At 39.7% G+C, this 24,917-nt stretch carries 24 protein-coding genes and 1 tRNA gene; 1 reads left to right on the top strand and 24 read right to left on the bottom strand.

The annotated features are described in order from the left end of the window. Position 1: 1 nt before the first annotated feature. A complete protein-coding gene (gene spoIIE / locus CIL03_RS07475) occupies positions 2-2,464 on the bottom strand; it encodes a stage II sporulation protein E (protein WP_094885193.1) in 2,463 nt (820 codons plus the stop codon). Positions 2,465-2,924: 460 nt separating this feature from the next. Here spoIIE and CIL03_RS07470 point away from each other — a divergent pair. Beyond that, positions 2,925-2,998, top strand: a tRNA-Met gene (locus CIL03_RS07470). A gap of 176 nt (positions 2,999-3,174) precedes the next feature. Here CIL03_RS07470 and CIL03_RS07465 read toward each other — a convergent pair. The 23 genes from CIL03_RS07465 to CIL03_RS07355 form a co-directional block, all read right to left on the bottom strand. Next, complete coding sequence (locus CIL03_RS07465; RefSeq protein ID WP_094885192.1) at positions 3,175-3,561, bottom strand: S1 domain-containing RNA-binding protein; 387 nt, start codon at positions 3,559-3,561, stop codon at positions 3,175-3,177. Positions 3,562-3,633: 72 nt separating this feature from the next. After that, on the bottom strand, positions 3,634-4,008 hold the full coding sequence (locus tag CIL03_RS07460; protein ID WP_094885191.1) for an FtsB family cell division protein: 375 nt from the start codon (positions 4,006-4,008) through the stop codon (positions 3,634-3,636). Positions 4,009-4,019: 11 nt separating this feature from the next. Continuing rightward, positions 4,020-4,619, bottom strand: a complete 600-nt coding sequence (yabQ, locus tag CIL03_RS07455; RefSeq protein ID WP_094885190.1) for a spore cortex biosynthesis protein YabQ — start codon at positions 4,617-4,619, stop codon at positions 4,020-4,022. Then, a complete protein-coding gene (gene yabP, locus CIL03_RS07450; RefSeq protein WP_094885189.1) occupies positions 4,616-4,921 on the bottom strand; it encodes a sporulation protein YabP in 306 nt (101 codons plus the stop codon). Before yabP ends, yabQ begins: the two co-directional genes overlap by 4 nt. A gap of 56 nt (positions 4,922-4,977) precedes the next feature. Beyond that, positions 4,978-5,235 (bottom strand): RNA-binding S4 domain-containing protein, encoded by a 258-nt coding sequence (locus CIL03_RS07445; RefSeq protein WP_094885188.1) that lies wholly within the window; start codon positions 5,233-5,235, stop codon positions 4,978-4,980. 4 nt (positions 5,236-5,239) lie between these two features. After that, on the bottom strand, positions 5,240-6,688 hold the full coding sequence (gene yabN, locus CIL03_RS07440; protein WP_094885187.1) for a bifunctional methyltransferase/pyrophosphohydrolase YabN: 1,449 nt from the start codon (positions 6,686-6,688) through the stop codon (positions 5,240-5,242). Then, positions 6,678-8,276 (bottom strand): putative polysaccharide biosynthesis protein, encoded by a 1,599-nt coding sequence (locus CIL03_RS07435; RefSeq protein WP_094885186.1) that lies wholly within the window; start codon positions 8,274-8,276, stop codon positions 6,678-6,680. Before CIL03_RS07435 ends, yabN begins: the two co-directional genes overlap by 11 nt. 358 nt (positions 8,277-8,634) lie before the next feature. Next, complete coding sequence (gene spoVT / locus CIL03_RS07430; RefSeq protein ID WP_094885185.1) at positions 8,635-9,171, bottom strand: stage V sporulation protein T; 537 nt, start codon at positions 9,169-9,171, stop codon at positions 8,635-8,637. Positions 9,172-9,338: 167 nt separating this feature from the next. Beyond that, the gene (gene mfd / locus CIL03_RS07425) at positions 9,339-12,863 is read right to left on the bottom strand and encodes a transcription-repair coupling factor (RefSeq protein WP_094885184.1); all 3,525 of its coding nucleotides are present in this window, start codon (positions 12,861-12,863) and stop codon (positions 9,339-9,341) included. A gap of 77 nt (positions 12,864-12,940) precedes the next feature. Further along, positions 12,941-13,171 (bottom strand): anti-sigma-F factor Fin, encoded by a 231-nt coding sequence (locus CIL03_RS07420; RefSeq protein ID WP_094885183.1) that lies wholly within the window; start codon positions 13,169-13,171, stop codon positions 12,941-12,943. A 99-nt stretch (positions 13,172-13,270) separates the two neighbouring features. Next, a complete protein-coding gene (pth, locus tag CIL03_RS07415) occupies positions 13,271-13,831 on the bottom strand; it encodes an aminoacyl-tRNA hydrolase (protein ID WP_094885182.1) in 561 nt (186 codons plus the stop codon). 220 nt (positions 13,832-14,051) lie between these two features. Next, positions 14,052-14,687: a 50S ribosomal protein L25/general stress protein Ctc gene (locus CIL03_RS07410; protein ID WP_094885181.1), complete on the bottom strand. Its 636-nt coding sequence runs from the start codon at positions 14,685-14,687 to the stop codon at positions 14,052-14,054. Positions 14,688-14,835: 148 nt separating this feature from the next. Next, on the bottom strand, positions 14,836-15,789 hold the full coding sequence (locus CIL03_RS07405) for a ribose-phosphate diphosphokinase (RefSeq protein WP_094885180.1): 954 nt from the start codon (positions 15,787-15,789) through the stop codon (positions 14,836-14,838). A 13-nt stretch (positions 15,790-15,802) separates the two neighbouring features. Further along, complete coding sequence (glmU, locus tag CIL03_RS07400) at positions 15,803-17,182, bottom strand: bifunctional UDP-N-acetylglucosamine diphosphorylase/glucosamine-1-phosphate N-acetyltransferase GlmU (protein WP_094885179.1); 1,380 nt, start codon at positions 17,180-17,182, stop codon at positions 15,803-15,805. A gap of 171 nt (positions 17,183-17,353) precedes the next feature. Then, a complete protein-coding gene (spoVG, locus tag CIL03_RS07395) occupies positions 17,354-17,644 on the bottom strand; it encodes a septation regulator SpoVG (protein ID WP_094885178.1) in 291 nt (96 codons plus the stop codon). 147 nt (positions 17,645-17,791) lie between these two features. Further along, positions 17,792-18,610 carry a pur operon repressor gene (purR, locus tag CIL03_RS07390; RefSeq protein WP_094885177.1) on the bottom strand — a complete coding sequence of 273 codons (819 nt, stop codon included), beginning with the start codon at positions 18,608-18,610 and terminating at the stop codon, positions 17,792-17,794. Between the two features lie 65 nt (positions 18,611-18,675). Further along, the gene (ispE, locus tag CIL03_RS07385; RefSeq protein ID WP_094885176.1) at positions 18,676-19,527 is read right to left on the bottom strand and encodes a 4-(cytidine 5'-diphospho)-2-C-methyl-D-erythritol kinase; all 852 of its coding nucleotides are present in this window, start codon (positions 19,525-19,527) and stop codon (positions 18,676-18,678) included. A 280-nt stretch (positions 19,528-19,807) separates the two neighbouring features. Beyond that, positions 19,808-19,990 carry a small, acid-soluble spore protein, alpha/beta type gene (locus CIL03_RS07380; RefSeq protein ID WP_094885175.1) on the bottom strand — a complete coding sequence of 61 codons (183 nt, stop codon included), beginning with the start codon at positions 19,988-19,990 and terminating at the stop codon, positions 19,808-19,810. Between the two features lie 136 nt (positions 19,991-20,126). Continuing rightward, a complete protein-coding gene (gene veg / locus CIL03_RS07375) occupies positions 20,127-20,399 on the bottom strand; it encodes a biofilm formation stimulator Veg (RefSeq protein ID WP_094885174.1) in 273 nt (90 codons plus the stop codon). A 239-nt stretch (positions 20,400-20,638) separates the two neighbouring features. Further along, on the bottom strand, positions 20,639-21,505 hold the full coding sequence (gene yabG, locus CIL03_RS07370; RefSeq protein ID WP_094885173.1) for a sporulation peptidase YabG: 867 nt from the start codon (positions 21,503-21,505) through the stop codon (positions 20,639-20,641). 272 nt (positions 21,506-21,777) lie between these two features. Beyond that, complete coding sequence (gene rsmA, locus CIL03_RS07365) at positions 21,778-22,656, bottom strand: 16S rRNA (adenine(1518)-N(6)/adenine(1519)-N(6))-dimethyltransferase RsmA (RefSeq protein WP_094885226.1); 879 nt, start codon at positions 22,654-22,656, stop codon at positions 21,778-21,780. After that, entirely contained in the window at positions 22,649-23,218 is a 570-nt protein-coding gene (rnmV, locus tag CIL03_RS07360) for a ribonuclease M5 (RefSeq protein WP_094885227.1), read from the bottom strand. The genes rsmA and rnmV overlap by 8 nt, the downstream gene beginning before the upstream one ends. A 390-nt stretch (positions 23,219-23,608) precedes the next feature. Continuing rightward, a complete protein-coding gene (locus CIL03_RS07355; protein ID WP_094885172.1) occupies positions 23,609-24,877 on the bottom strand; it encodes a G5 and 3D domain-containing protein in 1,269 nt (422 codons plus the stop codon). Positions 24,878-24,917 lie beyond the last annotated feature (40 nt).

The following is a 24,917-nucleotide window of genomic DNA, read 5'->3' as shown; positions in this document are numbered from 1 at the left end:
GCTATTGAGCTTTAGCCTTATTCCGGTAAATCGGTATGGTTGACCATTTTGGATTATTCTTTGTTACTCTTGCTACGAGCACTGTCATATCATCTTCAATTTCCCCATCTCTAGTACGGATGACTTCTTCCAGCAATAGATCAGCAATTTCCTGGGGCTCATTGGTTTTCATTTCGCGGACTTTCCGCTTCACCCACATATCCGTATTTTCCACATGCTTTGGACCATCAAAAATGCCGTCACTCATCATAATCAGAAGATCATCTGACATTAATTGCTCACTGACAATATCCACTTCAAACTCCTGTATGATCCCCATTGGCAGATTGCTTGCCTCAACCTTCAGCATTTTATCTCCGCGCTTAATAAAACTAGGAGTTGAACCAATTTTTAAAAACCGTACAAATGCATTATGCAGGTCAATGACGGCAAGATCGAGGGTGGCAAACATTTCATCAGTTGACCGTAATGCCAATATAGAATTGATCGACTTGATTGCCACTTTCTCAGGTATCCCTGTCTGCAAAATCTGCTGCAGCAGCCGCAATGTCTCCACACTTTCCTCTTTTGCACGTTTTCCATTACCCATTCCATCGCTAATTGCCATCGCATATTTTCCAGCTCCCAGCTCGATCGTTGTATAGCTGTCCCCTGAGATTAGGCCCCCGCCTTTAGCTGCATTGGCAGCACCGGTTTCTACAACAAATTCCTTTGCTGAACCAAAAGCTAAATGACAATATCCATTTGGAAATGGTGATATTTCCTCATGTTTCACGATAATCATTTCATTTAAAATATCAGAAAGCACCGGGGCGATAAGCTTGGAGCCTTCTCCGTGGTAATTGTAAAAAGAAGCGGTCATTTCGATATCAACATTCCCTTTTTCCAGCCGGTAAATATCCAGTTTTTCCAAATCGATTCCCATATGTTTTAGTGCATGAATAATTTGCATTTCCTGATGTTCATGATGCTGCCTTTCTTTTAAAATTTCCTTTGCAAAATCATCCATAACTTCAGAAACCCCCTGAAGCTGATCTGCAACCAGACGTTTGCTTTCCATCACCTGCTGTTTTAATTTACGATTTGCCTCAAAAAAGGACATTTCCTCTTTCATGGCAGCAACCACTTTTTTTGATTTGACACAATAATTTTCAAACTCTCTGGAAACTTTGCGATTCGGCTCATTACCATCTGCAATATCTTCCTTCATTTCTTCCATCATAGAATAAGTTTTATCAAACTGCTTCTGCCAGCACCGGTCCTTCATGAAGCATGTCTGACAAGTCTTTTCTGTTACCTGACTTAAAAAGTAATCTGTTTCGCGTCTTGCTTCTTCGATATCCTGTGGATACACATCTGATGTAGCAAAGCTTTTCGATAATGCCTCAAATACATCTGAAAATTGCTCGACCCGCTTGGCGGTTACATTGCGTACTTTCTGCAAATATTGCTCCTGTTCACTGGTGTGTTCATCTGTTCCAGGAATATATCGTGATATTCGTTTAAACCAGCTTGTTGGTGTAAGAATGAAGAAAACGATTGCAATTAATGATTCCATAAGGGAAGGTACTAAGGCAGCGGCATCCCCATAGATTCCTATTAGAAATGTTCCCACAAGTAAACCAGCAGCCACCCCAGGCTTTTTTCCCTCTTTTAATAGTCCTCCCAGCAAGCCCGAAAAAGCCAGCAGACTCATTTGGTAAAGATTTGCCACATTTGCCAGGGATAAAATCAAACCGGCAACCACTCCAACTGTTGAACCAATTGCAGCACCACCAACAAAAGCAAGCAATAAGACAAAATAACGTGAAAGTACCTGTTCTAATGAAGCACCATACAGCTCCCAGCCGATTGTACCAGTCAAAATAGAAGCTATTAAGATAATCATGCAGACGATCTCTTCATTTTTTAACGCAGGTTTATAACGTTTAGGTGATAATAATGGAATGCTTTGCATAAAGATTAATACCAGGACAGTCCCCAGTACTCCCTCCACAATTAAAAGCATCCATTCATACGAGGACAGCCGTTCACTAACGGAATACAGAAAAAGCCGAGGTACAACAGTAGAAAGAAAAACAAATAATGGGATTGTGACCTGTTGATTGTTTGTGTTTTTAAACAGACCTGCCAGAAAAATAAACACAATCATTGCCAATGTAAGAAAGATACTATGATCAACCGAATAGGTAAGCGCCCCTATAAGTACAGCAAGCATTGATTTAACTGTCATCTCCCTATGTACAAACCACATTGTTGCCAGAAAGGCTACAGCAAATGGGGAAACCTCTGATAGAATAACGGCTCGTCCCAGTAAAAATCCAACAATAAAAAACAGCCATCCCTTTTCAAGAAAGATTGCTCTAACCTTTACGTTTAGCTTTTTTCGGAGCTTGTCCGTATGACTGGTATTTTTTTTCGCTCCGAATGCCTTCGACTCCATTTCCGGTATTGACTCCATCATTTAACCACTCCCGTCTTTCAGATTATTAAACCACATGATGCATTTTTTTTTTGTCAAAACAACAGACCGGTTCCAAAAAATCGTTCGACGGCATTCTAAGTTTAAAAGCGGTTTTCAACACGAACGGATGTGTTCCAAAATACCTTAACTGTTATGGCTGCATACGAATCTATCAAATTGAAGCAGTACGAGTAACGTAGTAGTTTGGCGAAATAAGGAAGCGTATGAGTAAACTGACGAATACTCTCTAAATGTGATTCTCTTAAGATGATTTTTCCAGCAGACTGCTTCTATGTAACGTTTCACGGCTGCTTTCTTGCTCCTTTATCGCGTAGACTGTTTCTATCGATAAAAACAAAGTCAAAAATTAGTATATGTATTGCTGAACAGGCCTGAATTCTTAAAAAACCCATTGACACAGTGCTGACTCTGGTGTATTATATTTTTTGTTGACTTATTTGGCGGCGTAGCTCAGCTGGCGAGAGCGTACGGTTCATACCCGTGAGGTCGTGGGTTCGATCCCCTCCGCCGCTATATTGAATAAAAAAGGTTTGCCGGAGTTTTTCTCCGGCAAACCTTTTTTGCTGTTTGCAGCCATAGGGCCACTGCAGTTAAAATACACTTCACTTTCAGCCCATTAAAAAAACAGGTACCACGTGGCACCTGTTTTTTTTATCTATTTATAGAGCATTGTCTATAGACAGCAGAAGCTATCCTCTTTTAGCACCCCGACCTCCACGTTTGGATTCCGTGTGCTTCTTTAAAGAGGCTAAACGGTCTTCAGAGTCTTTGAGGAAACGATTCATTTTTGATTCAAATGATTCTGTTCGCTCACGAGAGTCTCTTTGTGGGCGTTTTGGTCTATCCTTTGCTTTTTTGATGGACAAACCAATTTTACCATCTTTCTCGACATTAATTACTTTTACCTTAACTTCATCTCCAACGCTAAGGTGATCATTAATGTCCTTAACATAGTTGTCGGCAACCTCACTAATATGGACAAGGCCGGTTTTGCCTTCTCCAAGCTCAACAAAAGCCCCAAAATTAGTGATCCCTGTTACCTTTCCCTGCAGCTTGCTGCCTACTTCGATTGACATAAAAAAAATGCTCCTCCTTAAAAGAATAAATATATAGTTCTATTATATTATAGCTAAGCTTATGAAAGTGTGTCAATATGAGGGGTCTTCGTCAGGGATTTTAAAAATTAATTCTCCTTCTTTAGACAGGAAATAGTTCGTTCGTGCTATTTCCAATACATATTCCTCATCATTTAGTAATTCAATCTCTTCTTTAAGATTTTCTTCCTGTTTTTGTAAGGAAGCTAACTCTTCTTCCAATTGCTGATATTGTTCTTGTTTTTCAGATTGAAGTACACGCTGTTTAACATGGTATGCTGCTATTGTGCCAATGGTTATTACGACTACCATAGAAAATAACACAAGACGACGAATTAAACGTTGCCTTTTTCTCTTCTGTCTTTCTATGTATGCATCATATTGCTGCATGTAATTCGAATCTAATCTTGTTACCGTTTTTTTCTTCATCGACGAAAGCTTTACCTCCTCTTAAACATAATATACTTCATCCATTTATAGACTATATTCGTTATTGTACTATAAAATCCTGCTATTTTGTGTAAATATTTTTGAAAATTTTCCGGAAGTATATGAAATGTGATCTTTGCCACCCATTTTATTGGAGCAAACAGGAGTTTAACCAGAAAAAAGAGGATGGACCCAATTATTTTAGCTATCCGCAAAACTATTGTAAAAAGCACCATCAGCATCCACTTAACCGGTGCGATAATCAATGCTTGTACCAATCTTGCAAAAAAGCGGTATATTCCTGTAATAACCTGAATGATCCGCTCCAGTATCCTCTTGTAAATTGCTGCAGCGAATACTTGGTATATAGCGAATCCCAATAGACAGGCAGCAAATATATAAAACCGGAGTTCCCCGCCGTTCACGCGAAATAACACATAAAATACGAGTATTGTCTGTGATGCCCAAAAAAATATTTCCAACAAATACGTTATTGTTATTTTATGTTTCCAATATGGAGTGAAGCGGCGGTATGTATCATTTATTATACCCAAATAAAAGCCGCTTGAAACCATAGCAAGCATTGTCATAAACTGAATGCTGAGTGTCATTTAAACAGCTTGCTAAAGAATCCTTTAGCCTTCTCCTGGTGATGCTCGTCCACATAGGAAAGTTCATAGATCTTCCCCTTTATAGTAACCAGACCTTCACCAACATCCAGATTTTTCAATTGCAGGTTTTGACCCCGTACAATCAAATATCCCATTACAGTTTCCAATAAAAACTCTTCATTATCAAAGCTGTCTACTTCTTTAACACCAGTTATCTCCAGGTTCTTTCGGTTATTTAATTTTACAAAATGGTCATTTTGAACACGTGTTGCCGTTTCATGGTTTTCATAAAAATTATTCATTGTAAGCAGTCCCTCCTTATCATTACTACTTTATGACAGGAGGGACAAGTATAGAACTATTCGTTTCTCTCTTCTTTTATTACCTTATACAAGTTTTGCGCTTCATCTTTTTTAACAGTTTCTCTTAAATCAGTTACCTGGATTGTTACCAGTTTTTGCCCGAATTTAATGACAAGCTCATCGCCTGCTGCAACAATTGATGAGGCTTTTGCCTGATTGCCGTTAATTGTTATTCTCCCCTGATCGGCAACCTCCTTGGCAAGGGTTCTGCGTTTAATCAAACGAGAGACCTTCAAAAATTTATCTAATCGCATTCTATCACTCTCTTTCCTTTGCCTGATTCCACAATTCATCCATTTCTTCCAGAGTGGACTTGTTAATATCTTTCTCCACCTGATCCAGCTGTTTTTCAATATAAGAAAAACGGGAAATAAATTTTTGATTTGTCAGGTTTAATGCTGTTTCCGGGTTTATTTTATAATACCTTGATAGATTGGCAAGTACAAATAGTACATCACCAAATTCCTTTTCAATTTCTGATTGGTCATCCTGTTTAATAGCTTCCTGAACTTCCCTTAGCTCCTCGTCAAGCTTTTGCCAGATGTCCTTCACATCATCCCAGTCAAAACCAACTTTTGCGGCTTTCTTTTGCAGTTTAAATGCTTTTGCCAATGAAGGGAGCTGTTTAGGGATACCATCCAATACTGATTTCCGCCGATCTCCTTTTTCTTCCTTCTTCAATTCATCCCAGTTTTTATATACATCATCAACCGATTCCACCTGTGTGTCGGCAAAAACATGTGGATGGCGATGAATCATTTTTTCGGTAATTGAAAGAATAATATCATCGACCGTGAAATAGCCATCATCTTCGCCAATTTGACTGTGAAGCATAACCTGCAGGAGTATATCCCCAAGCTCTTCAATAATCCCTTCATCATCTTCGTCATCAATCGCATCGATTAGCTCATACACTTCTTCAATCGCATATTCCCTGAGTGTCTCATGCGTTTGTGCCCGGTCCCATGGACAACCGTCAGGAGCTCTTAATGCTGCAATAACTTCCCTTAACCTTGTAAATGTGTGATTTAGCAATCCTTCAGCTGCCGGCGGGATATAAACACTGGTTAAATTACTGATTTCTATGGTGTGATCCAGCTCTTCCAAAGGAATTCGATTAATTTTTTCAGCATCACTGCCAGCCGCTTCCACTATAACCACTTCATAATCTGCAGGCAAATCCTCAAGCAGGGTCAGTTTTATATCTGAGGCAATAAAACGGTCATATACCTGGCAGAAAATTAGATGATGGCGATAATCCAGCCTGCTCCGTTCAAAGGCTGTTCCGTCAACGAACTGAAACCCATCAATCGGGTCAATTTTTAAGGCTGTGAACAAATCATCTAAGTAACTTTGCCCGCCTGAAACGTCTACTTCAACCTCTTTCTGTTCAAGTAAAAGCTGAACCGTTTTTTCCGCAAGCATTGGGTGACCGGGTACAGTGTAGATCACTGGTTCATTTTCCGCTTTTGTAAGCAGAGTTTCGACAATACTTTGATAGACATCCTCAAACTGATCATGTTCCTCATAGTGTGCATCAAAGGCTTCGAACCTCACACCTTCTTCGACTAATGTCTGTACAACGGGATGATCCAAGGTTCTGGTATAGATAACTCCTTTTACACCAATCAGTTTTTTATAAATACCAAGTGCCAGCTGATTTATATCCCCTGCACCAAGCCCGATAATTTCAATTTTATGATTCATGTTTGTTCCTCCCATTATGGATACGAATAAAGAGTGATGCATATGGCAGCATCTTAAGCTCGCTTTCTGTAAAAGCTCTGCCTTTTAACAAGCTGAATATGTAGATAATTCCACCAGTGAGGGCAATAAAAATAACATACACAAGCAGGACCAGCCGGTTTGTGGAAAACGTATGTGTGAAAATGTAATCCACCAGCAAAAGAAATACAATCATCGCGATTATAGCTTTTAAAAGTGCCGTCCATTTAATTTTTTGGAAAAACTGCAGTTCAGGAAGCTTTCTGTTTAACTCAAATAATACAGCGGTGCATAATACAAATAAACTAAAAACTGTCGCAGCAGCACTTCCAGTTATGCCAATAAACGGTACAAGCATTTGATTTCCAATCCATTTTATAAAAAGGGCAATTAAAACAAATCCGGCTGTCCGCTTAATATATCCTAATCCCTGAAGAATGGATGAGGCAGTGATTGCCATGGAACAAAGGAAAATAGATAAAACCAGGATTTGCAGATCCATCGTTCCCTTGTTATTTTGGAATAATAATTGATTTGCCTCAGGGAAAATAGTGATCAGACCGACTGTTGCACCTACTGCCAAATAAAAGCTGAACAGCATGGAGGTGCGAATATAGTGATAGATTTCAACAGGATTATTCTTTAGTTTTTGCTTTGAAATGGAAGGAATCAGAGCTAAGGCAAAGGATGATCCTAGCACTGTCCCGAGCTGAATCAGGGGCTGTCCACGGTCAAACACACCTTTTGCTTCCATAGCTTCGAATTTGGAAAGCCCGTATTGCTGCAGGCCTGGCAGCAATGTAAAAGCATCAGCAAATTGGATGACAAGGAGTATCATATGATTCAAAGAAGCTACTATTCCCAGTGTTAACACAGTTCGCACATAAAAATTCCAGGGAATTGTTCCTTGTCGTTGATTGGATATCGGCTTTCGTTTCACAAAAAAAACAGCAAGAATTAATATAGATGCACCTGCACCTGCAATCGACGCCATTGCAGCAGACTGTCCTATTTTATAGAGGCTTTGACTCTGAAAAACAATATATATAGCTGCAGCAATGATGATAATAACACGAATAAACTGTTCTCCAACCTGAGACAACGCTGTCGGCTTCATCTCATATTCACTTTGAAAAGCTCCTCTGGCCAATGCAGAAAAAGGAATAAGCAAAAAGATAAAGGCAGCCAAACGGTACGCATTTGTTAGCTTAGCATCACCAACCCAAATTGCTAGCGATGGCGCATTAAAAAATAGAAAAAGAAAAATTGCCCCATTTATTGTCAGCAGTATGAAAAACAGCGGCAGGTAAAAACCTGTAAAAGAAAGCCTATCACCTTTTTCCTTAATTTCTGCAGCTATTTTTGACAATGCAGATGGAAACCCATATAACGATAGAACTATTGCCATTCCAAGAATTGGATAGACCTGCTGATAAATATAAAAACCAATATCCCCTGTCAGATTCTGCAGTGGAATCCGATATCCCGCACTCAAAACCTTGCTGAGTAAACCGGCCATTGTTAACAGCAAGGCACCTTTTACCAGCTTATTTGTCTCGCTTCCACCCATAACAAACGCCCTTTTTGAGTTACACAAATTTTCCTTCATTATAGCATAGTCTGAATGTCGTTCGAATGGAATGCACGATTACATAAATAGCAAAAGTAGAGAGTTGTTGCCGGAAAGTTGAGAGAGACAGGGCGAAAGTTGAAACATAAGGAATATATGCACTGTTTTCTCTCAACTAAGTGGGGGCCCCTCTCAACTTTGTGTAGAGTTCTCTCAACTAAGTGGTGCTATCTCTCAACTTTGCGGCGGTGTCTCTCAACTCTGGCCTACTGCCAATGCAAAAAGACAAAAACCAGTTTATTACTGATTTTTGTCTTAGCTTATAATTTGGTGGCTTTTTGAACATCCTCTTTAAGAATTATTCCATCTGTTTAGCCAGAAACCCTGCTGCTGTTTCCGCTGACTTTTGTTCCACATTGCTTAGCTTGTCCCCGTCCTTTGAAAAAACCATTACACAGCCTATCGGGTCACCATTTGCAATGATTGGGCTAATGCAATAGGAGGCAAGTTCACTTTCTATTCCATCTACAATTTCTATCGTTCCGGCCTCTGTTTCCATTACCTGTGTACGATTTTCAATTGTCTTTGCCAAATGGGAGCTAATATTTTTATTTAAGTAATCTTTTTTTGACTCGCCTGCCACTGCAATTATCTCATCACGGTCACTTATTATTACCGGAGATTGAAGGGAATCGAACAATGCTTCGGCATATTCCTTTGCAAAATGTCCCAGCTCATTAATTGGCGAATATTTTTTTAGGATAACTTCGCCTTCCCTGTCTACAAAAATTTCCAGCGGGTCTCCTTCACGGATACGCAATGTTCTTCTAATTTCCTTCGGGATTACTACTCTGCCCAGATCATCAATACGACGTACAATTCCTGTTGCTTTCATACTAAGCAGCCTCACTTTCTAATGATGATTGATATGGAAACATACCACTTTCTACATACTTACTCAAAGGGTAAAAATCACCAACTGTACTGTTAGTATAAATCATCTCAGGAAGAGTATACATCGAACACCAAATTTTTCCCGGTTTTGGATAAAAAGCCTTTTTACTATTCTTCCCGATCAACGGAATCTAATTTTTTAATAAAGCTTTCCACCGTTTCATAACGATTATACCGAGTTTCTCCAGACCACTTAAAGGCTATTTTCAATTTGCTGTTTTCCGTACCGAGCTGAACACCGCGGCCAAAATCATTTGCCAGTTCAAAAAGCTTTGAACCGTCTATTTGCTGGCTGCGGTTTTCTTCGACCAGCAATTCTATCTTTTTATTTTTTTCACTGATTGATTCAACACGTTCCCGTTTTGCATACATTTTCAATTTCGATACAGTGAACAGATGCTCAACTTCTTCCGGATAATCACCAAACCTGTCGATAAGTTCATCCCTTAAATCATGAACATCGCTTGACGAATCAATTGTCTGGAACTGCTTATAAATATCAATTTTTTGTTTTTCATCTTTTATAAAAGATTCCGGAATATATGCATCAATGTTTAGGGTAAGCTCTGGTTCAAACGGAGCTATATCCTCTATTTCCTTTCCGGCTTTCCGCGCTTCAATTGCATCACTGAGCATCTGTGAATACATATCAAAACCTACTGAATCGATGAAGCCATGCTGCTGCGAACCCAGCAGATTACCTGCACCGCGAATGGAAAGATCGCGCATTGCAATTTTAAATCCGGATCCCAGTTCGGTAAATTCCTTAATAGCCCGCAGCCGCTTTTCAGCAACCTCTGTTAATACCTTATCCTTCTTATACGTAAAATAAGCATAGGCTACCCGATTGGAGCGGCCAACACGTCCTCTCAGCTGATAGAGCTGGCTTAGCCCCATTCTATCCGCATCATTAACAATAAGTGTATTAACATTTGGAATATCAACACCTGTTTCAATGATGGTGGTACTCACCAGTACGTCAAACTCTCCTGCTAAAAAAGCAAAAATGATACTTTCCAATTCCGTCTCATTCATCTGCCCATGGGCAACTGCAATTCTCGCATCATCGACAAGCATGCCAAGGTCACGGGCAACCTTGTCGATATTTTCCACCCTGTTATAAAGGAAAAATACTTGCCCGCCGCGTGACATTTCACGCTCAATGGCTTCCCTCATAAAAATTGGATTGTATTCCATCACATAGGTTTGAATCGGAAAACGGTTTTCCGGTGGTGTTTCAATAACAGACAAGTCACGAACACCCAGCATCGACATGTGCAGTGTGCGTGGTATTGGTGTTGCAGTCAGTGTCAGGACATCGACATTCGTTTTTAACTGCTTGATTTTTTCTTTATGCTTTACACCGAAGCGCTGCTCTTCATCCACGACAAGAAGACCTAAATCACGGTATTGCACATCCTTTGATAAAATGCGATGTGTTCCGATAACAACATCCACGGTGCCTTTCTTTAGCCCATCCAATGTTTCCTTCTGCTGCTTTCTTGTCCGGAACCTGCTTAGGAGGCCAATATTGATGGCATGGTCCTGAAAGCGTTCTCGGACTGTTTCATAGTGCTGCTGAGCCAGAATGGTTGTAGGAACCAATATAGCTACCTGCTTGCCATCAGCAACGGCTTTAAAGGCCGCACGGATAGCAACTTCCGTTTTACCATATCCGACATCCCCACAAAGCAGCCGGTCCATTGGCTGTTCTCTTTCCATATCCTGCTTGATTTCTTCTATACAGCGAAGTTGATCTTCCGTTTCCTGATAAGGGAAGGATGCTTCGAATTCCTGCTGCATTTCCGAATCCTCCGAAAATGCAAATCCCTTTCTCGCTTCTCTTTCTGCATATAATTTTATAAGATCATCAGCAATATCCTCGACGGAAGATTGTACTTTCCGCTTCACCTTCGCCCATTCGGAACCACCCAGCTTATACAGTTTCGGCTCTTTTCCCTCGGAGCCAACGAATTTTTGCACTAAATCAATCTGGTCTATCGGAACAAACAGCTTATCATCACCGGAATACTTGATCAGCATATAATCCTTATGCATATCTTTTACAACAAGCGTTTCGATACCTAGATATCTTCCAACCCCGTGATTAGCGTGAACAACATAATCCCCGACTTTCAGCTCCTGATAATTCTTGATTCGCTCTGCATTCGAGATTTTCTGTTGTTTTCGCGGACGTTTGGTTCTTTTTTTGAATAATTCATTTTCCGTAATCAGCACAAGTTTATGCAGCGGGAATTCTATTCCATTCGAAATATTCCCTACCGCAATGGTCGGTTTACTCACAGGCAGCTGCAAATTATCCGTAACTCCCGCTTCCATCCCGTAGTCCAAAAAGATCGAGGAAATTTTTTCGGCACGATTTTCATTTGGAGCAAGGATTACTACAGAGAAGTCACCTTTTTCCCAGCGTTTTAATTCATTTTTGAAAAGGTGCATCTGTCCATGGAACTCCTGCATCGTACGGGATGACAAATCAATGATGTTACGCGGCTGTGTGTTTGGAATATGTCGCAAAAATATAGACATATACAAACGCTGATGATGAATCTTATCCCATGTATGCTGCCAGTCAAATGAAAATCTGCTGTTTTTAACCATTTTATTAGATTCCAGAAGACTCGCATACCACTCGGCTTCCTCTGTATCCAGATTTGTAGCCGTTTCCTGAATTCTGCTCATCTCGTCAAGCATGACCAAACCGTTATCCGGCAGGTAATCTATTAAACTGGCAGGTTCCTTGTAGAGAAACCCGATATATTTATACATTTCCTGAAAATGTTCCAGATTCTTCATCCGGCTGATATCACTTTCCATCCGTTCGATAAGTGTTTCCTTATCTTCAGATGCCTTCATGTTTTTTAATGTATCTGCCAGAGCTTTTTCAACTTTTCCTGAAGCTGTGAGAATATCTTCCTCCGTAAGTAATAACTCCGTTGCAGGCCCTACAGTTATTTCCTGCAATTTTTCCAAGGAACGCTGTGTTTCTGCATCAAAATAGCGTATTGAATCTATTTCCTCATCAAATAATTCAATACGTACCGGATATTTTTCAGTTATGGGATAAATATCTATTATTCCACCGCGCCGGCTAAATTCCCCTGGAGCACTTACCATCGACTGCCGTTCATAACCCATATCTACTAATGCATTCAGGTAACGGTCAATATCAATATCTTCTCCTGTATTAAAATGCAGCTGGTATTTATCCCAGTAGTCTTGTGGCGGGAGTATCCGCTTTAATGCTGCTGCAGGAGCAATTAAAATACCCGATTTCTTTTTCGACCAAGATGTGAGCGATTCAATCCGCTGGCTCCTCAGCTCCGGACTTGCAATCGCAATTTCAGAGGCGATCAGCTCGTTAACAGGGTATAAATGAACATCCTTCTCACTCATAAATTCAGATAAATCATCATACAGCTGTTGAGCCTGTACTAATTGGTGTGTGACAAGGAGAATCGGTTTATTCAGGGATTCACTGATAATGGAAACTAGCAGGCTTCTTGCAGATCCCGCTAAACCTGCAATCAGCTGCTCCTTCATACCTCCGGAAATCCCGCTTATAATCGATTGTATATCTTCCTTTGATTTTAAATAGCTGTTAATACCCTTCATGTTTAAACCCCCGGTTAATATCTAACGAAAAGCGCAAAAATGCCTTGGCTGACTCACCAAAGCTTTTCTTCGCTATTTTACTGTATAAAAAAGTCCAATTCATGATAATTCGGATGATGTCCTAATGCCTCTTCACAGTTCTCACAAATTGCGTGAATATGAACATCACCATTATTCCTATATGTTATCATTTCTTCTTTTTCCTTTGCTGTTAATTGATCTAATCCCAACATGGATGTATCAATCACCTTTTGCTCCAGCTTGCCAATTTCATTCCCGCAATGTCTGCATGTATAAACAATAGCCACTTCAATAACCTCCTCGAGTAAAACCAGGGTATATCCTAAAGTTTATCCGGAAAGCAATGACCTTATACAAAGACAGGACATTTAGGCTATGTAGAGATACTACTGATTATATTCATTCATTACCTCTGAAAATGAATGATTCAGCCACGACTCGCAGGCATCTGCTGATTTCTTTATGCTTAAGACAACATCTTCCTGCTGTTCCTTGGAAAATCCCCCAAGTACATAATCCACTACAGGAATAGGTGTGGTTGGCCTGCCGACACCAATGCGGACCCGCTTAAATTCTTTTGTTCCAAGATGGTCAATGGTTGATCGTATCCCATTATGGCCGCCATGGCCGCCTTTTTGACGCAGACGTATTTTTCCTGCCGGAAGATCCAGGTCATCATAAATAACGAGTAAATCCTCCTCAGCTACATCATAGTAATCCATTAATGGACGAATTGATTCACCGGAGAGATTCATATAGGTCTGTGGCTTCAGAAGAATTACTTTCTCACCTTGAATATGCTCCATCGCATATTTTCCGTTAAATTTCGTTTTATTTAAATCCCATTGATGACGATGTAATAATTCATCAATGACCATAAACCCCACATTATGACGTGTATGCTCATATTTTTTTCCGGGATTTCCAAGTCCAACAATACATTTCATTTTTACTTCTTCCTTTTTTTCTGTATTCGAGGCGATTAAATCAAATAGAACAATCCCTCCTATTAAAATTGACTCATTTTCAACTGTTTATAGGAGGGGTTCCATTAGCATTATTATTTTGTTAGTAGAGAAAGTATAAAATTTACAGCTATTAATTCTTGGACATAAATAGCCATGTCCAGCTCCAGCGCCCCGCGCTTTTGTTCTTAGTTTGCTGCTATTACTTTTCTTCGTCTGAATTGTCTTCTGCACCAACTAATTCAGGTTCAGCATTCTCATCTGGTGCCTCTTCAACATCGTCTAGTGTATCTGGTGCAAGTACTGTAGCAATCGTAGTCTCATCTTCCTCTAAAATTTCATAGTTGTCTGCTTTCGGCAAATCTACAACTGCAATACTCTCACCTATTTGCAATGAGCTTATATCAACCGTGATTTCTTCAGGGATATCCTTAGGTTTTGCACGTACTTGTAATTCATACAATGGCTGCTGCAATACACCGCCATCTTTAGAACCTTGTGCTTCACCTTCCAGTCTAAGTGGTACCTCTACATCCATTTCTTCAGACATGTTCACAATATAAAAGTCCACATGAACAAGCTCGTCCCTGATTGGATCCATTTGATATTCGTGAAGCATCACATCTACGGCACTATCGTTTTCTACATCAAGAGAAATAATAGCATTTCTGCCTTCATCGCGGACAGTTTTTACTAACTCAATACTGTCTACAGAAATTGTCTTGGCCTCTTTCTCTTTTCCATAAACAACTGCAGGAACCCTGCCGCTGTTTCTAAGTTGTTTCGTTGATGATTTTGTAAGATCTTCTCGCTTTGCTGCCTTTAATTTAACTGCCATGTTCATCACCCTCCAAATTATTTAAAACCTAATCCTGGCGATAAGCCAAGTTTTCTAAAGTTTCTCTTTGATATTGTGTGTGTACATTCTAGTAGGTAAGTAAAAACATACATATAGAGAATTCCCATTTCACCGTATATCTAAACATTTAATCAAATAAAATACTTACAGATTGCAGTTCATGCACCCGGATAATAGCTTCACCAATTAATGGAGCTACTGATAATTGAGTTATTTTATCAATATATTTATCTTCTGATACTGGAATAGAATTGGTAATTACTAATTCTTTTATTTTTGAATTATCAATTCTTTCCAATGCTGGTCCGGAAAGCACAGGATGTGTGCAGCATGCGTAAACTTCCTTCGCCCCGTTTTCAATTAAAGCATTTGCAGCAAGTGTAATCGTACCGGCAGTATCAATAATATCATCAATTAAAATTGCTGTCTTGCCTTCAATATTACCAACAATATTCATTACCTCTGCCACATTTGGCCGCGGTCTGCGTTTATCAATAATGCCAATTGGTGCTTTCAGGCGATCAGCCAACTTACGCGCACGAGTTACACCGCCATGATCCGGGGAGACAATGATGACATCTTCCAGATTTTTCGCCTCAAAATAGTCGGATAAAATCGGAACACCCTGCAAGTGGTCAATCGGAATGTCAAAGAATCCCTGAATCTGCGGTGCATGCAGGTCCAGCGTAATGACGCGGTTTGCTCCTGCAGTTTCCAGCAGATCTGCTACAAGCTTTGCAGTAATTGGTTCACGTGAGCGGGCTTTTCTGTCCTGTCTGGCATATCCATAGTATGGCATGACAATATTTATTGATCTTGCGGAAGCACGCTTTAATGCATCAATCATGATCAGCAATTCCATCATATGCTGATTTACCGGTGAGCAGGTGGATTGGACTACGTACACATCACAGCCGCGGACACTTTCTTCGATATTAATCTGTATTTCGCCATCACTGAACATATTAACGGAACACTCACCAAGAGTTGTACCAATATGTGCTGCAATGTCTTCTGCCAATTTCCTATTAGAATTTAATGTTAAAACCTTCAAGGATCCGTCCTTGTAGCGAGATGCCATGAAAAACCCTCCGTTAATCTTTTTGTCTGTTTTTCAGCTTGGTTGCATAGCCTTCTTTATTCGTCTGTCTTGCCCTTGCAACAGATAAGGAATCCTCTGGAACATTTTTAGTAATCGTGGAACCTGCTGCAACATATGAACCTTTTCCTACTGTGACTGGTGCTATTAAATTGGAATTACATCCAATAAACGCATCATCTTCAATAGTTGTCAAAAACTTATTTTTTCCATCATAGTTTACTGTTATTGTACCACAACCAACGTTCACATTGCTTCCAACTTGCGCATCGCCAATGTAACTTAGGTGTGAAACCTTGCTCTTATCACCTAATACAGTCTTTTTAACTTCTACAAAATTCCCAACTTTAGCCTCGTTGCCAATAGACGATTCCGGACGAATATGGGCAAATGGGCCAATTTTAACGCGGTCACCTATTTTGCTGTCATTTGCTACACTTTGTTTCATTACCGTTTCCTCACCAATATAGCAATTGGTAATTTCACTGTTTGGGCCAATTTCCGCATTTGTTTTGATGACAGAGGCGCCTCTGATAATTGTTCCAGGATGGATCACAACATCCTGTTCTATCTCAACTTCCGGATGTATATACGTGTTGTCCGGATCTATAATTGCTACTCCATTACGCATATGTTTCTCATTAATGCGTTTTTTCATGATTTTTTCAGCCTGAGCCAGTGCCACGCGATCATTCACACCTAATGTCTCTTCAAATTCAGGAGTTTGAAAAGCGGTTACTTTTTCTGATTGCTCCCGCAAAATCTCAATAACATCCGGCAAATAATACTCACCTTGAGCATTATCGTTCGATACATGCTGCAGTGCTGCAAATAAGGCCAGGTTATCAAAGCAATACGTACCGGTGTTTATTTCATCTGAAAGCAGTTCTTCTTCAGTAGCATCTTTCTGCTCCACGATTTTCTCAACTTCATTTGCACCATCCCGAATTATTCTTCCATATCCGAAAGGGTTCGGTGCCTTAGCTGTTAATACAGTAGCTTTTGCGCCATTTTTCTCGTGATGATCAAAAAGTGCTTTATATGTATCACTTGTAATTAACGGAGTATCACCACATACTACAATAGTTGTTCCATCTTTATCACTCAAGAGGTCTTCTGCCTGTATAACGGCATGTCCTGTCCCCAATTGTTCTGCCTGGGTAACGAAATCACTTTCATCCCCTATATGTTCAATTACTTTATCCGCACCAAAACCAACAACAGTTACTATTTTATCTAATTGCACTGTTTTTATCTGATCAATAACATGCTGCACCATCGGGCGTCCAGCTACTGGATGAAGCACTTTATAAAGCTTGGATTTCATTCTTGTTCCTTGTCCTGCTGCTAGAACGACAGCATACCGTTTTGTCATAAGGAAACCTCCATCAATTCGAATTATCCATTATAAAATATATCTTAAAAAGCATACAATTTCAACAGATATAGCACCGGGAGGATATTCGCTTCAGCCAGCAGGAGTTTTAAAAATCCAAAAAAAGAAGGCTAATCAAAAGTTGATTAGACCTCTTAGTTGAACGTGCTTTTAGGAAGCACCAGCTTCTTCGTATTCCACTTCAGCTTCTCCTGCACGGCGGTATTCTTCTAATACAGCATCCTGGATTTTTGCACGGGTTCCAGAATTAATTGGATGTGCAATATCCCTGAATTCCCCATCGGGCGTACGTTTGGATGGCATTGCTACAAAAAGTCCATTATTCCCATCAATTACACGTATATCATGGACTACAAATTCTTGATCCAACGTAATTGATGCAATTGCACGCATTCTTCCCTCTGTATTAACGCGGCGTAATCTAACGTCAGTTACTTCCATGATGTTTCACCACCTTTTCCCTTTTGAACTTAATTAAGTAGTTCAACAAAACATATAAAATTCCTGCTAACTTTTGAAAAAAAGTTAAATTATTTTAAAAAGTTATGGAAAAAGGGGTTAATTTAACAAAAATCAGGCTTTTTACATTTATATTTCGTTGGAAAAGTTTCCGGGATTCACATCAATTTGTTTATGTTTTATGTCAACATTGGATATTTTTACAAGCGATGTATAACTATCCACTACCCGTTCTTCTTCTTCGTCATCCGCTTCAGCAAGTACGCCAATTGCTTTTACATTTGCATCAAATTCGCCCAGTAAATTGATCATGCCAGTAATGGTGCCGCCCGCCTTCATAAAATCATCGATGATGCAAACATTGGCTCCTTCCTGCAGACTCCGCTTTGGAAGAACCATCGTTTGAATTTTACGGGAGGATCCTGAAACATAATTAATGCTTACAGATGAGCCCTCTGTTACTTTCGGATCTCTTCTGACAATAACCACAGGCACATTTAAAAATGAAGCTGTCGCATATGCTAAAGGAATCCCCTTCGTAGCAACAGTAACAACAACATCAATATTCAGCCTGGAAAATTTTGATGCAAAGACACGCCCGATTTCTCTTACTTTTCGTGGATCACCTAAAATATCACTCATATAAAGATAGCCGCCCGGAAGGATACGAACGGGATCCTCCAACATGTCGCACAGCTCCTGAATGAATTGATTGCTTTTTTCCAGAGAAAACTCAGGAATATATTTGACGCCTCCCGCCGCTCCAGTTACTCTCTTTAAATAACCTAACCCTTCATTTCGGAAGACAGTATCGACAATATCCAAATCCTCACTAATAGAGGCTTTTGTCGTATTTAATGAATCAACAAACTGCGGTAATTGACTATGTTCCCATGGATTTTCCAGAAAAAAGTTTGATAAGTAAACCAATCGATTACTTCTTTTCATACCTACACCCCAAAACCGAATATTTGTAAATTAATATACCATTAACATATGCTTTTTAGCAATACTCAGCCTAAAAGCCGAACTAAATATACCTCATGGCAAAAGCCGCGCATCCCATTGTATATCCGTTTAGCTGTCGTGTAATGTTCCACCAGACCGTATACGGTTGGTCCACTGCCACTCATAAGTGTTCCAGCAGCACCTGCCTGTATCATCGCGTTTTTAATCCGCCGGACCTCCGGATAGACTTTGAGTGTTATATTTTCCAGCACATTTCCAATATTGCAGCACATCTGGTCAAAATCCTTATTTTCCAGCGCAGAAATAATTTGATCGGTATTGGGGTGAGTGAGGTCATCCAGAATAATTCGCTGAAATATAGTTCTTGTCGATACACCTATATCCGGTTTTGCCAAAACAACCCAGCAAGGAGGTGGAGGAGCTAGTTTTTCAACAATTTCCCCGCGTCCTTTAGCTATTCCAGTATTCCCATACACACAAAAGGGAACGTCTGATCCGATATCCGCTCCTAATTCAGCAAGCTCACCCATTGGCCTGTCAAGAGACCATAAACGATTTAATCCCCGGAGCACAGCTGCAGCATCACTGCTACCCCCACCAAGTCCAGCTGAAACAGGAATGCTTTTTTCGATATGAATTTGAACACCCTTCTCTATACCATATTTCTTTTTAAATGCAAAAGCTGCTTTGTAAGCCAAATTCCGTTCATCGCTTGGGACAAATCTGCTTTCTAAAGAGATTTCAATTCGGTCTTCTTCCAAGGAGGTAAGCTTAATACGATCTGCCAGGTCGATAGTGGTCATTAACATTTCCACATTATGGAACCCGTCATCACGCTTGCTCAACACATCCAAAGCTAAGTTAATCTTTGCTGGCGCCTTCTCAAAAAGTGCCATCACCGTCACCTACTTTTTCAGGACTAAAAGATAAACAAATTGTAACATATTAGAAAAGAGGAGGCGACCGTTCAGAAGCGGAAGGGTATTTGTGTGGTGTGATAAATATTTACGGAGTCGGATGGATGTTTGCGGTCTTAGACGGCTATGCGGCTGGTTGAACAGATATGCGGCGGATTGAACGGATATTTGCCGTCTTGGGTGGATATTCATCTGGTGAACAAGTACTCAGGCTCAAGCTGCCAAACTTTTTTCCAACCAACCAAAAAGACAAGCCCAATCAGGACTTGCCATTCTGGTTCATATTCTGCTCGGCTATTTCTATGGCTCGCTTAACCATATTCCCTGCGTCCCTTGCCTTAATTCCGCCCCAGCCTTCCTCTTGTACGGTGTCGTAAAACCCTAACTCTTTGGCAATTTCTTCTTTCAATTGGTCTGACATGATCCCGCGACGTCTGCCCATGAAAGAACAACCCCTTTCTGATGTAGTTCTTTACGACATTCTTAGTTTATGTTAAACCGACCAAATCAAACCAGTCAGTTCTATGTAAAAAAGGATATTTCAGGCAAATTAAAAAGCAATAGACATTTTATTTTGTCTACTGCTCTAAGATAACATTTGATGCTGCTGCTAGATCATCAGCAAAATTTAATTCAACCGTTTCTGTCAGTACGTCTGCATAGCTGTATGAAACACGCTCGAATGCATTTTCGTCTTGGTCCAGCTCAACGATAAAAACGGAAGGATACGTTTCTGCTAATACTCCGGAACGTATAATCGTTTTTCTTCTTCCACCATTGGCTTTCAATTTTAATCGTTTTCCAACGTGACTTTCAAGACCTTGCTTAATTTCGAATAATGTTTTAGCCACTACACTCCACCTCACTGTATATATCATACCATAAGCTTGTATAATAGTCAAATGAAACCATATATTATAACAGTATATCTTTTTTCATGTCAACAATAAAATTTGACTATCTGATTTTATTATTTGTAAATGTTAACAAATTATGTATCATTTTATGGATATAATAATTTAAAGGTTGTACACAATAGATAAAGAAAAAAATGCCTTCCTAAAAAATGCGAAGACAATCAATACAAAATTTAATAAGAATCCTCCTCCAAATATGGCATTCCTGTACGGAGAAGTCCTCTTGTTTCAACACCACCCATACCCTTTTCACCGGTCAGTGTATTTCTCAATGCATCCCATACACTCACTTTTTCCATAAACGGGGTGTAGGCAATCTTTGCAGCAATATATACAGGATCAAGTGCATGAATATTTATCCGAAGTGGCGAACTCGCAAAATTAGCACCTGCGCGGATCAGTGACTCAAAGTGGGACTGGCATGCTCCTGCAAATATAACCAGCTGATCCAGATGTGGATTGATCCGCCTTGCCTCCCTGACCGTTTCTGCAAAATATTTGGAATGTCTGTATGCACGCAGATCACTTTTTATTCCCTTGTTTTTTGAAAAAGCATCATGTCCAGTAATAACGACAATATCCGGTTGAATTTTCTCCACTAATTCCCCTATCTCCAGCGGCATATCCTTTTCATTAAGATGGACGCCATGCACCTGCAGTCCCACACGCTGATATAATTCAATGCATTTTTTTAAGTAGGTCTGATCCCCATCTAAGTGAAGGACCTTTGCAGGCAGCTGAAAATAGCTGGATGTATGATAATAGCCGTCTGTTGACTGGTATTCTCTTTTTTCTTTCATTAATTGATAATCCTGTCTAAAAAGACGATAGGAAAAATCTTCTTTTTCTTTCTCTTTTTGTCGTATTTTCTCTAAATCCCTGGATCCAACATGAACTAAATCACTGATTAGGGCATCTGCTTCCAGGCGAATATCCTCTCCAAATAAATTTGCAATTTCATTTTTCACTGATCCCACACGAAATAAAAGATCATGCTGATAGGATTTCCTTGTAACCAACTCACCTTTTGTAAAGCTCATACATTCACCTCACGGCCTTCATTCCTTTTATAGACTATGAGGCAGGTGGTGCATCTGTTCCAAATGAAAAACAGGATAAAAAACTCAAAAGTTTTTTTATCCTGTCTCCCTGTAATTAAATAAACCGTTTACTATAATTATCTACATAGTTAAATTCTATTTTCTAATGTGTTTTTATCTATTCATAATCTATACTCGTCTTAAACTTTCTGCAACTATACCCTGCATTAAGTAGTATGACTAACAGAAATTTTATTTTTTAAATCTATCCATTACTTTTCGGCATGATAAAAACCATTCGCCAGTTGTGCGAATTCTTCGATATTCAGCGATTCTCCACGTCTTGTTCCATCAATGTTGATCGACTCGAGTATGTTCGTGATAGTATCCTTATTGTAAGTACCTTTAAAATGGCTGGTTAAATTATTTCGCAATGTCTTTCTCCGCTGTGCAAAGGATGCCTGTACAATTTTGAAAAAATAATCTTCATCCTTCACATATACTGGAGGTTTCTCGCGTGGAACCAATTGCAGAATACCGGAATCAACATTTGGCTGTGGCATAAAAACGCTTTTAGGGACATTCATGACCACTTCTGCATGTGTATAATACTGAACAGCAATGGAGAGTGATCCGTAACTCTTGTTATTTGGCTCAGCCGCCATTCGATCTGCAACTTCCTTTTGAATCATTACAGTAATACTAGCCACTGAGAGCCTCTCTCTAAGCAATTTCATAAGGATTGGTGTAGTAATATAGTACGGGAGATTTGCAACAATGTGCACAGGCTGATCCTGTTTAAAATGTTGGGCTATAGCACTTTCTACATCAGCTTGCAATATATCCTGATGAATCACCTCAATATTGCTGTAATCCTTCAATGTATCTGCCAAAATAGGCAGCAGGCGCTGATCAATTTCGAATGCAAGCACGTTGTCAGCATGAATAGCAAGCTGCTCTGTCAATGCACCTATCCCAGGGCCAATTTCAATTGCACCTGATGCTTCATCAATTCCAGCATGCTTCAATATATTCTTAAGTATATTTACATCGATTAAAAAGTTTTGACCGAGGCTTTTTTTGAATGAAAATTTATATTTTGCCAGTATTTCCTTCGTACGGCTTGGCGTTGCTATATGCTTGTCAGGCATCATTGTTTTCCTCCTGTTGCAGTTTTCTTACCGCTTCCTCAAATTGATATTTCGTAATCCTGAACATGGTCAACCGTTTTAACAGCTGTTTCCCATTAGTATGTCCAATCTGGAGCAGTTCACCAAGTTTTTCTCTGCGTTCAGCAGCACCGGACCCGCCAATAAAACCATTGTTTACAAGGTCTTCCTTCGTTATTTCATTTTCCTCTAATTCAGTCAGTTCATACACTTGAGCCAACGCTTGCTGAATGGCCTCTTTTGATGCATGCTCAATTCCGAGACTCTTTTTAAGGGGATGTTTTGCCCTTGCAGCATTCTGTGTTAAAAAAGCGTGCTTGCAGCCGGGTACTGCCTGATCAATAATATGACGAATCCGTTCACCAGGGTAATCGGGATCTGTAAAAATAATGATACCGCGTTTCTCTTGTGCGTGCTTAATCCGACCTAAAATTTCCTGATTGATAGCTGACCCATTCGTTTCAATCGTGTCTGCATGTACAGCCTGGTGGATTTTAGCAGTATCATCCCTGCCCTCCACAACAATAATTTCTTTGATTTTCAAAATACTTTTTCCTCCATCAAATAATGCTCCTACCATAATAGCATGGCAGGAGCATTTATCCTATATTTAAAATAGTGTGTGTTCTAAAAGTTGCCGAATTAGAAGCAAGAAGGTCGAGGCGGCGAAGTTTTGAGCACTAGACCAAGCTTCACCGAATAAGCATCTCACGCAGGAAAAGTGATTTTCCTTTCCAAGGAACGGAACGTATGCAATTGATACGTGAGTAGCGAGGCGACTACCTGCAAAACTCCTTTGCTGCCTTGCACCGAGGAACATAGCTTCCCTGACTAAGCTTGTAGACGCAGGTGCACATGCTTTTCAAAAACAAGCATTCGTGCGAGATTCGCCGCTTATAATTTGGTGACTTTTTGAACATCCTTTAATATCGAATTAATTAAGAATCTTTACTTTGACTGTTCTTCTTCCCCAGTTATACGCAGCATCTTTTGAGGGAACATGAACATCAATACGGTTGCCAACAATATGTCCCCCAGTATCCCCGGCAATTGCTTCCCCATATCCTTCAACCCATACTTTTGAGCCCAGAGGAATTACATTTGGATCTACTGCGATTACTTTCATATTCGGATTTGCTTTTAGATTAATCCCTGTAGCTGTATATCCTGAACACCCATTGCAGCTTGATGTAAAAGCACTTGCGATCATTGTAAGAACCTTACTGCTGTTCGAACTGCTGCTAGAAGTCTTACTGCTTTTTTTAGGTGCAGGCTTAGATACAGATTTGGACACTTTAGGTTTCTTGCTGGAAAGTGTTACAAGATTGGATTCCTGTACTTCTTCCTTCGTTCCAACAGCAACCACACGATTTGTGCTTTCTTCTGTTACTTCCTCACTAACCAATTCACGATTAACTTCTTTACCGTTTTCCAGCGTTACCTCATATTTCTTTACAACCGTTCCTTCTTGTCCTTGTGTAACAACCTGTTCTGTACCTTCTAACAGAGAAGCATCATTTTTCTTTTCAGTTTCAAAAGCAATTTTTTCTGTAACCTCTTCTGTTGCTTTTTCCACACGGACAATCGTAATAGAAGTATCCTTTGTCACATCTTCATTCAAGGCCGGTTTAATTTTATCCTGTTTCTTTTTAACTTTGATTTTATTGGTATCAAGCAATTCACCTACAGAGGTTCCTGTAGTCCATACCTTCTTTTCTCTTCCACCATCGTTAATGGTAACTTGATATGCTTTTGCAACTTCTATATGTAATCCTTCTTCAATTGCATCTGTCGTATTATGTGATACGTCGTCGCGATCTGCAAAGGAAAGTTCATTATCTTTGAAAAATTCCTCTATGGTATCTGCAGTTGTATAATATTCCTGTTCTATACCATCAACACTTACTATAATTTTATTAGCTGTTTCATAATCTATTTCCATACCAGTTTTAATTTTAGTTTCTTCACTATGTGAAAGTGCATCATGCTCGCCAACCGTGATTCCTGCTTCTGCCAGCAATTCCCCAACTGTATTTGCATGTGTTTTCACTGTTTGTTTATTACCATTGTCTGCAATAATCACTTCTGCTTTAGTTGCTTCAAATAGTATCAGACCTGCAAATGCTATAAGTGCTAAAACACCAATGCTTGAGATAACCAGCTTCATTTTTGATGCCGGCAATAGCTTTGAAATAATTCGCATGCATCTTGCCCCCTTATACGTGACGATTATATAGAACATG

Source organism: Virgibacillus indicus (genome assembly GCF_002266285.1).
Classification (GTDB): domain Bacteria; phylum Bacillota; class Bacilli; order Bacillales; family Amphibacillaceae; genus Virgibacillus_K; species Virgibacillus_K indicus.
The sequence above is the reverse complement of the archived record's forward strand: the minus strand, read 5'-3'. Positions and strand labels throughout refer to the sequence as shown.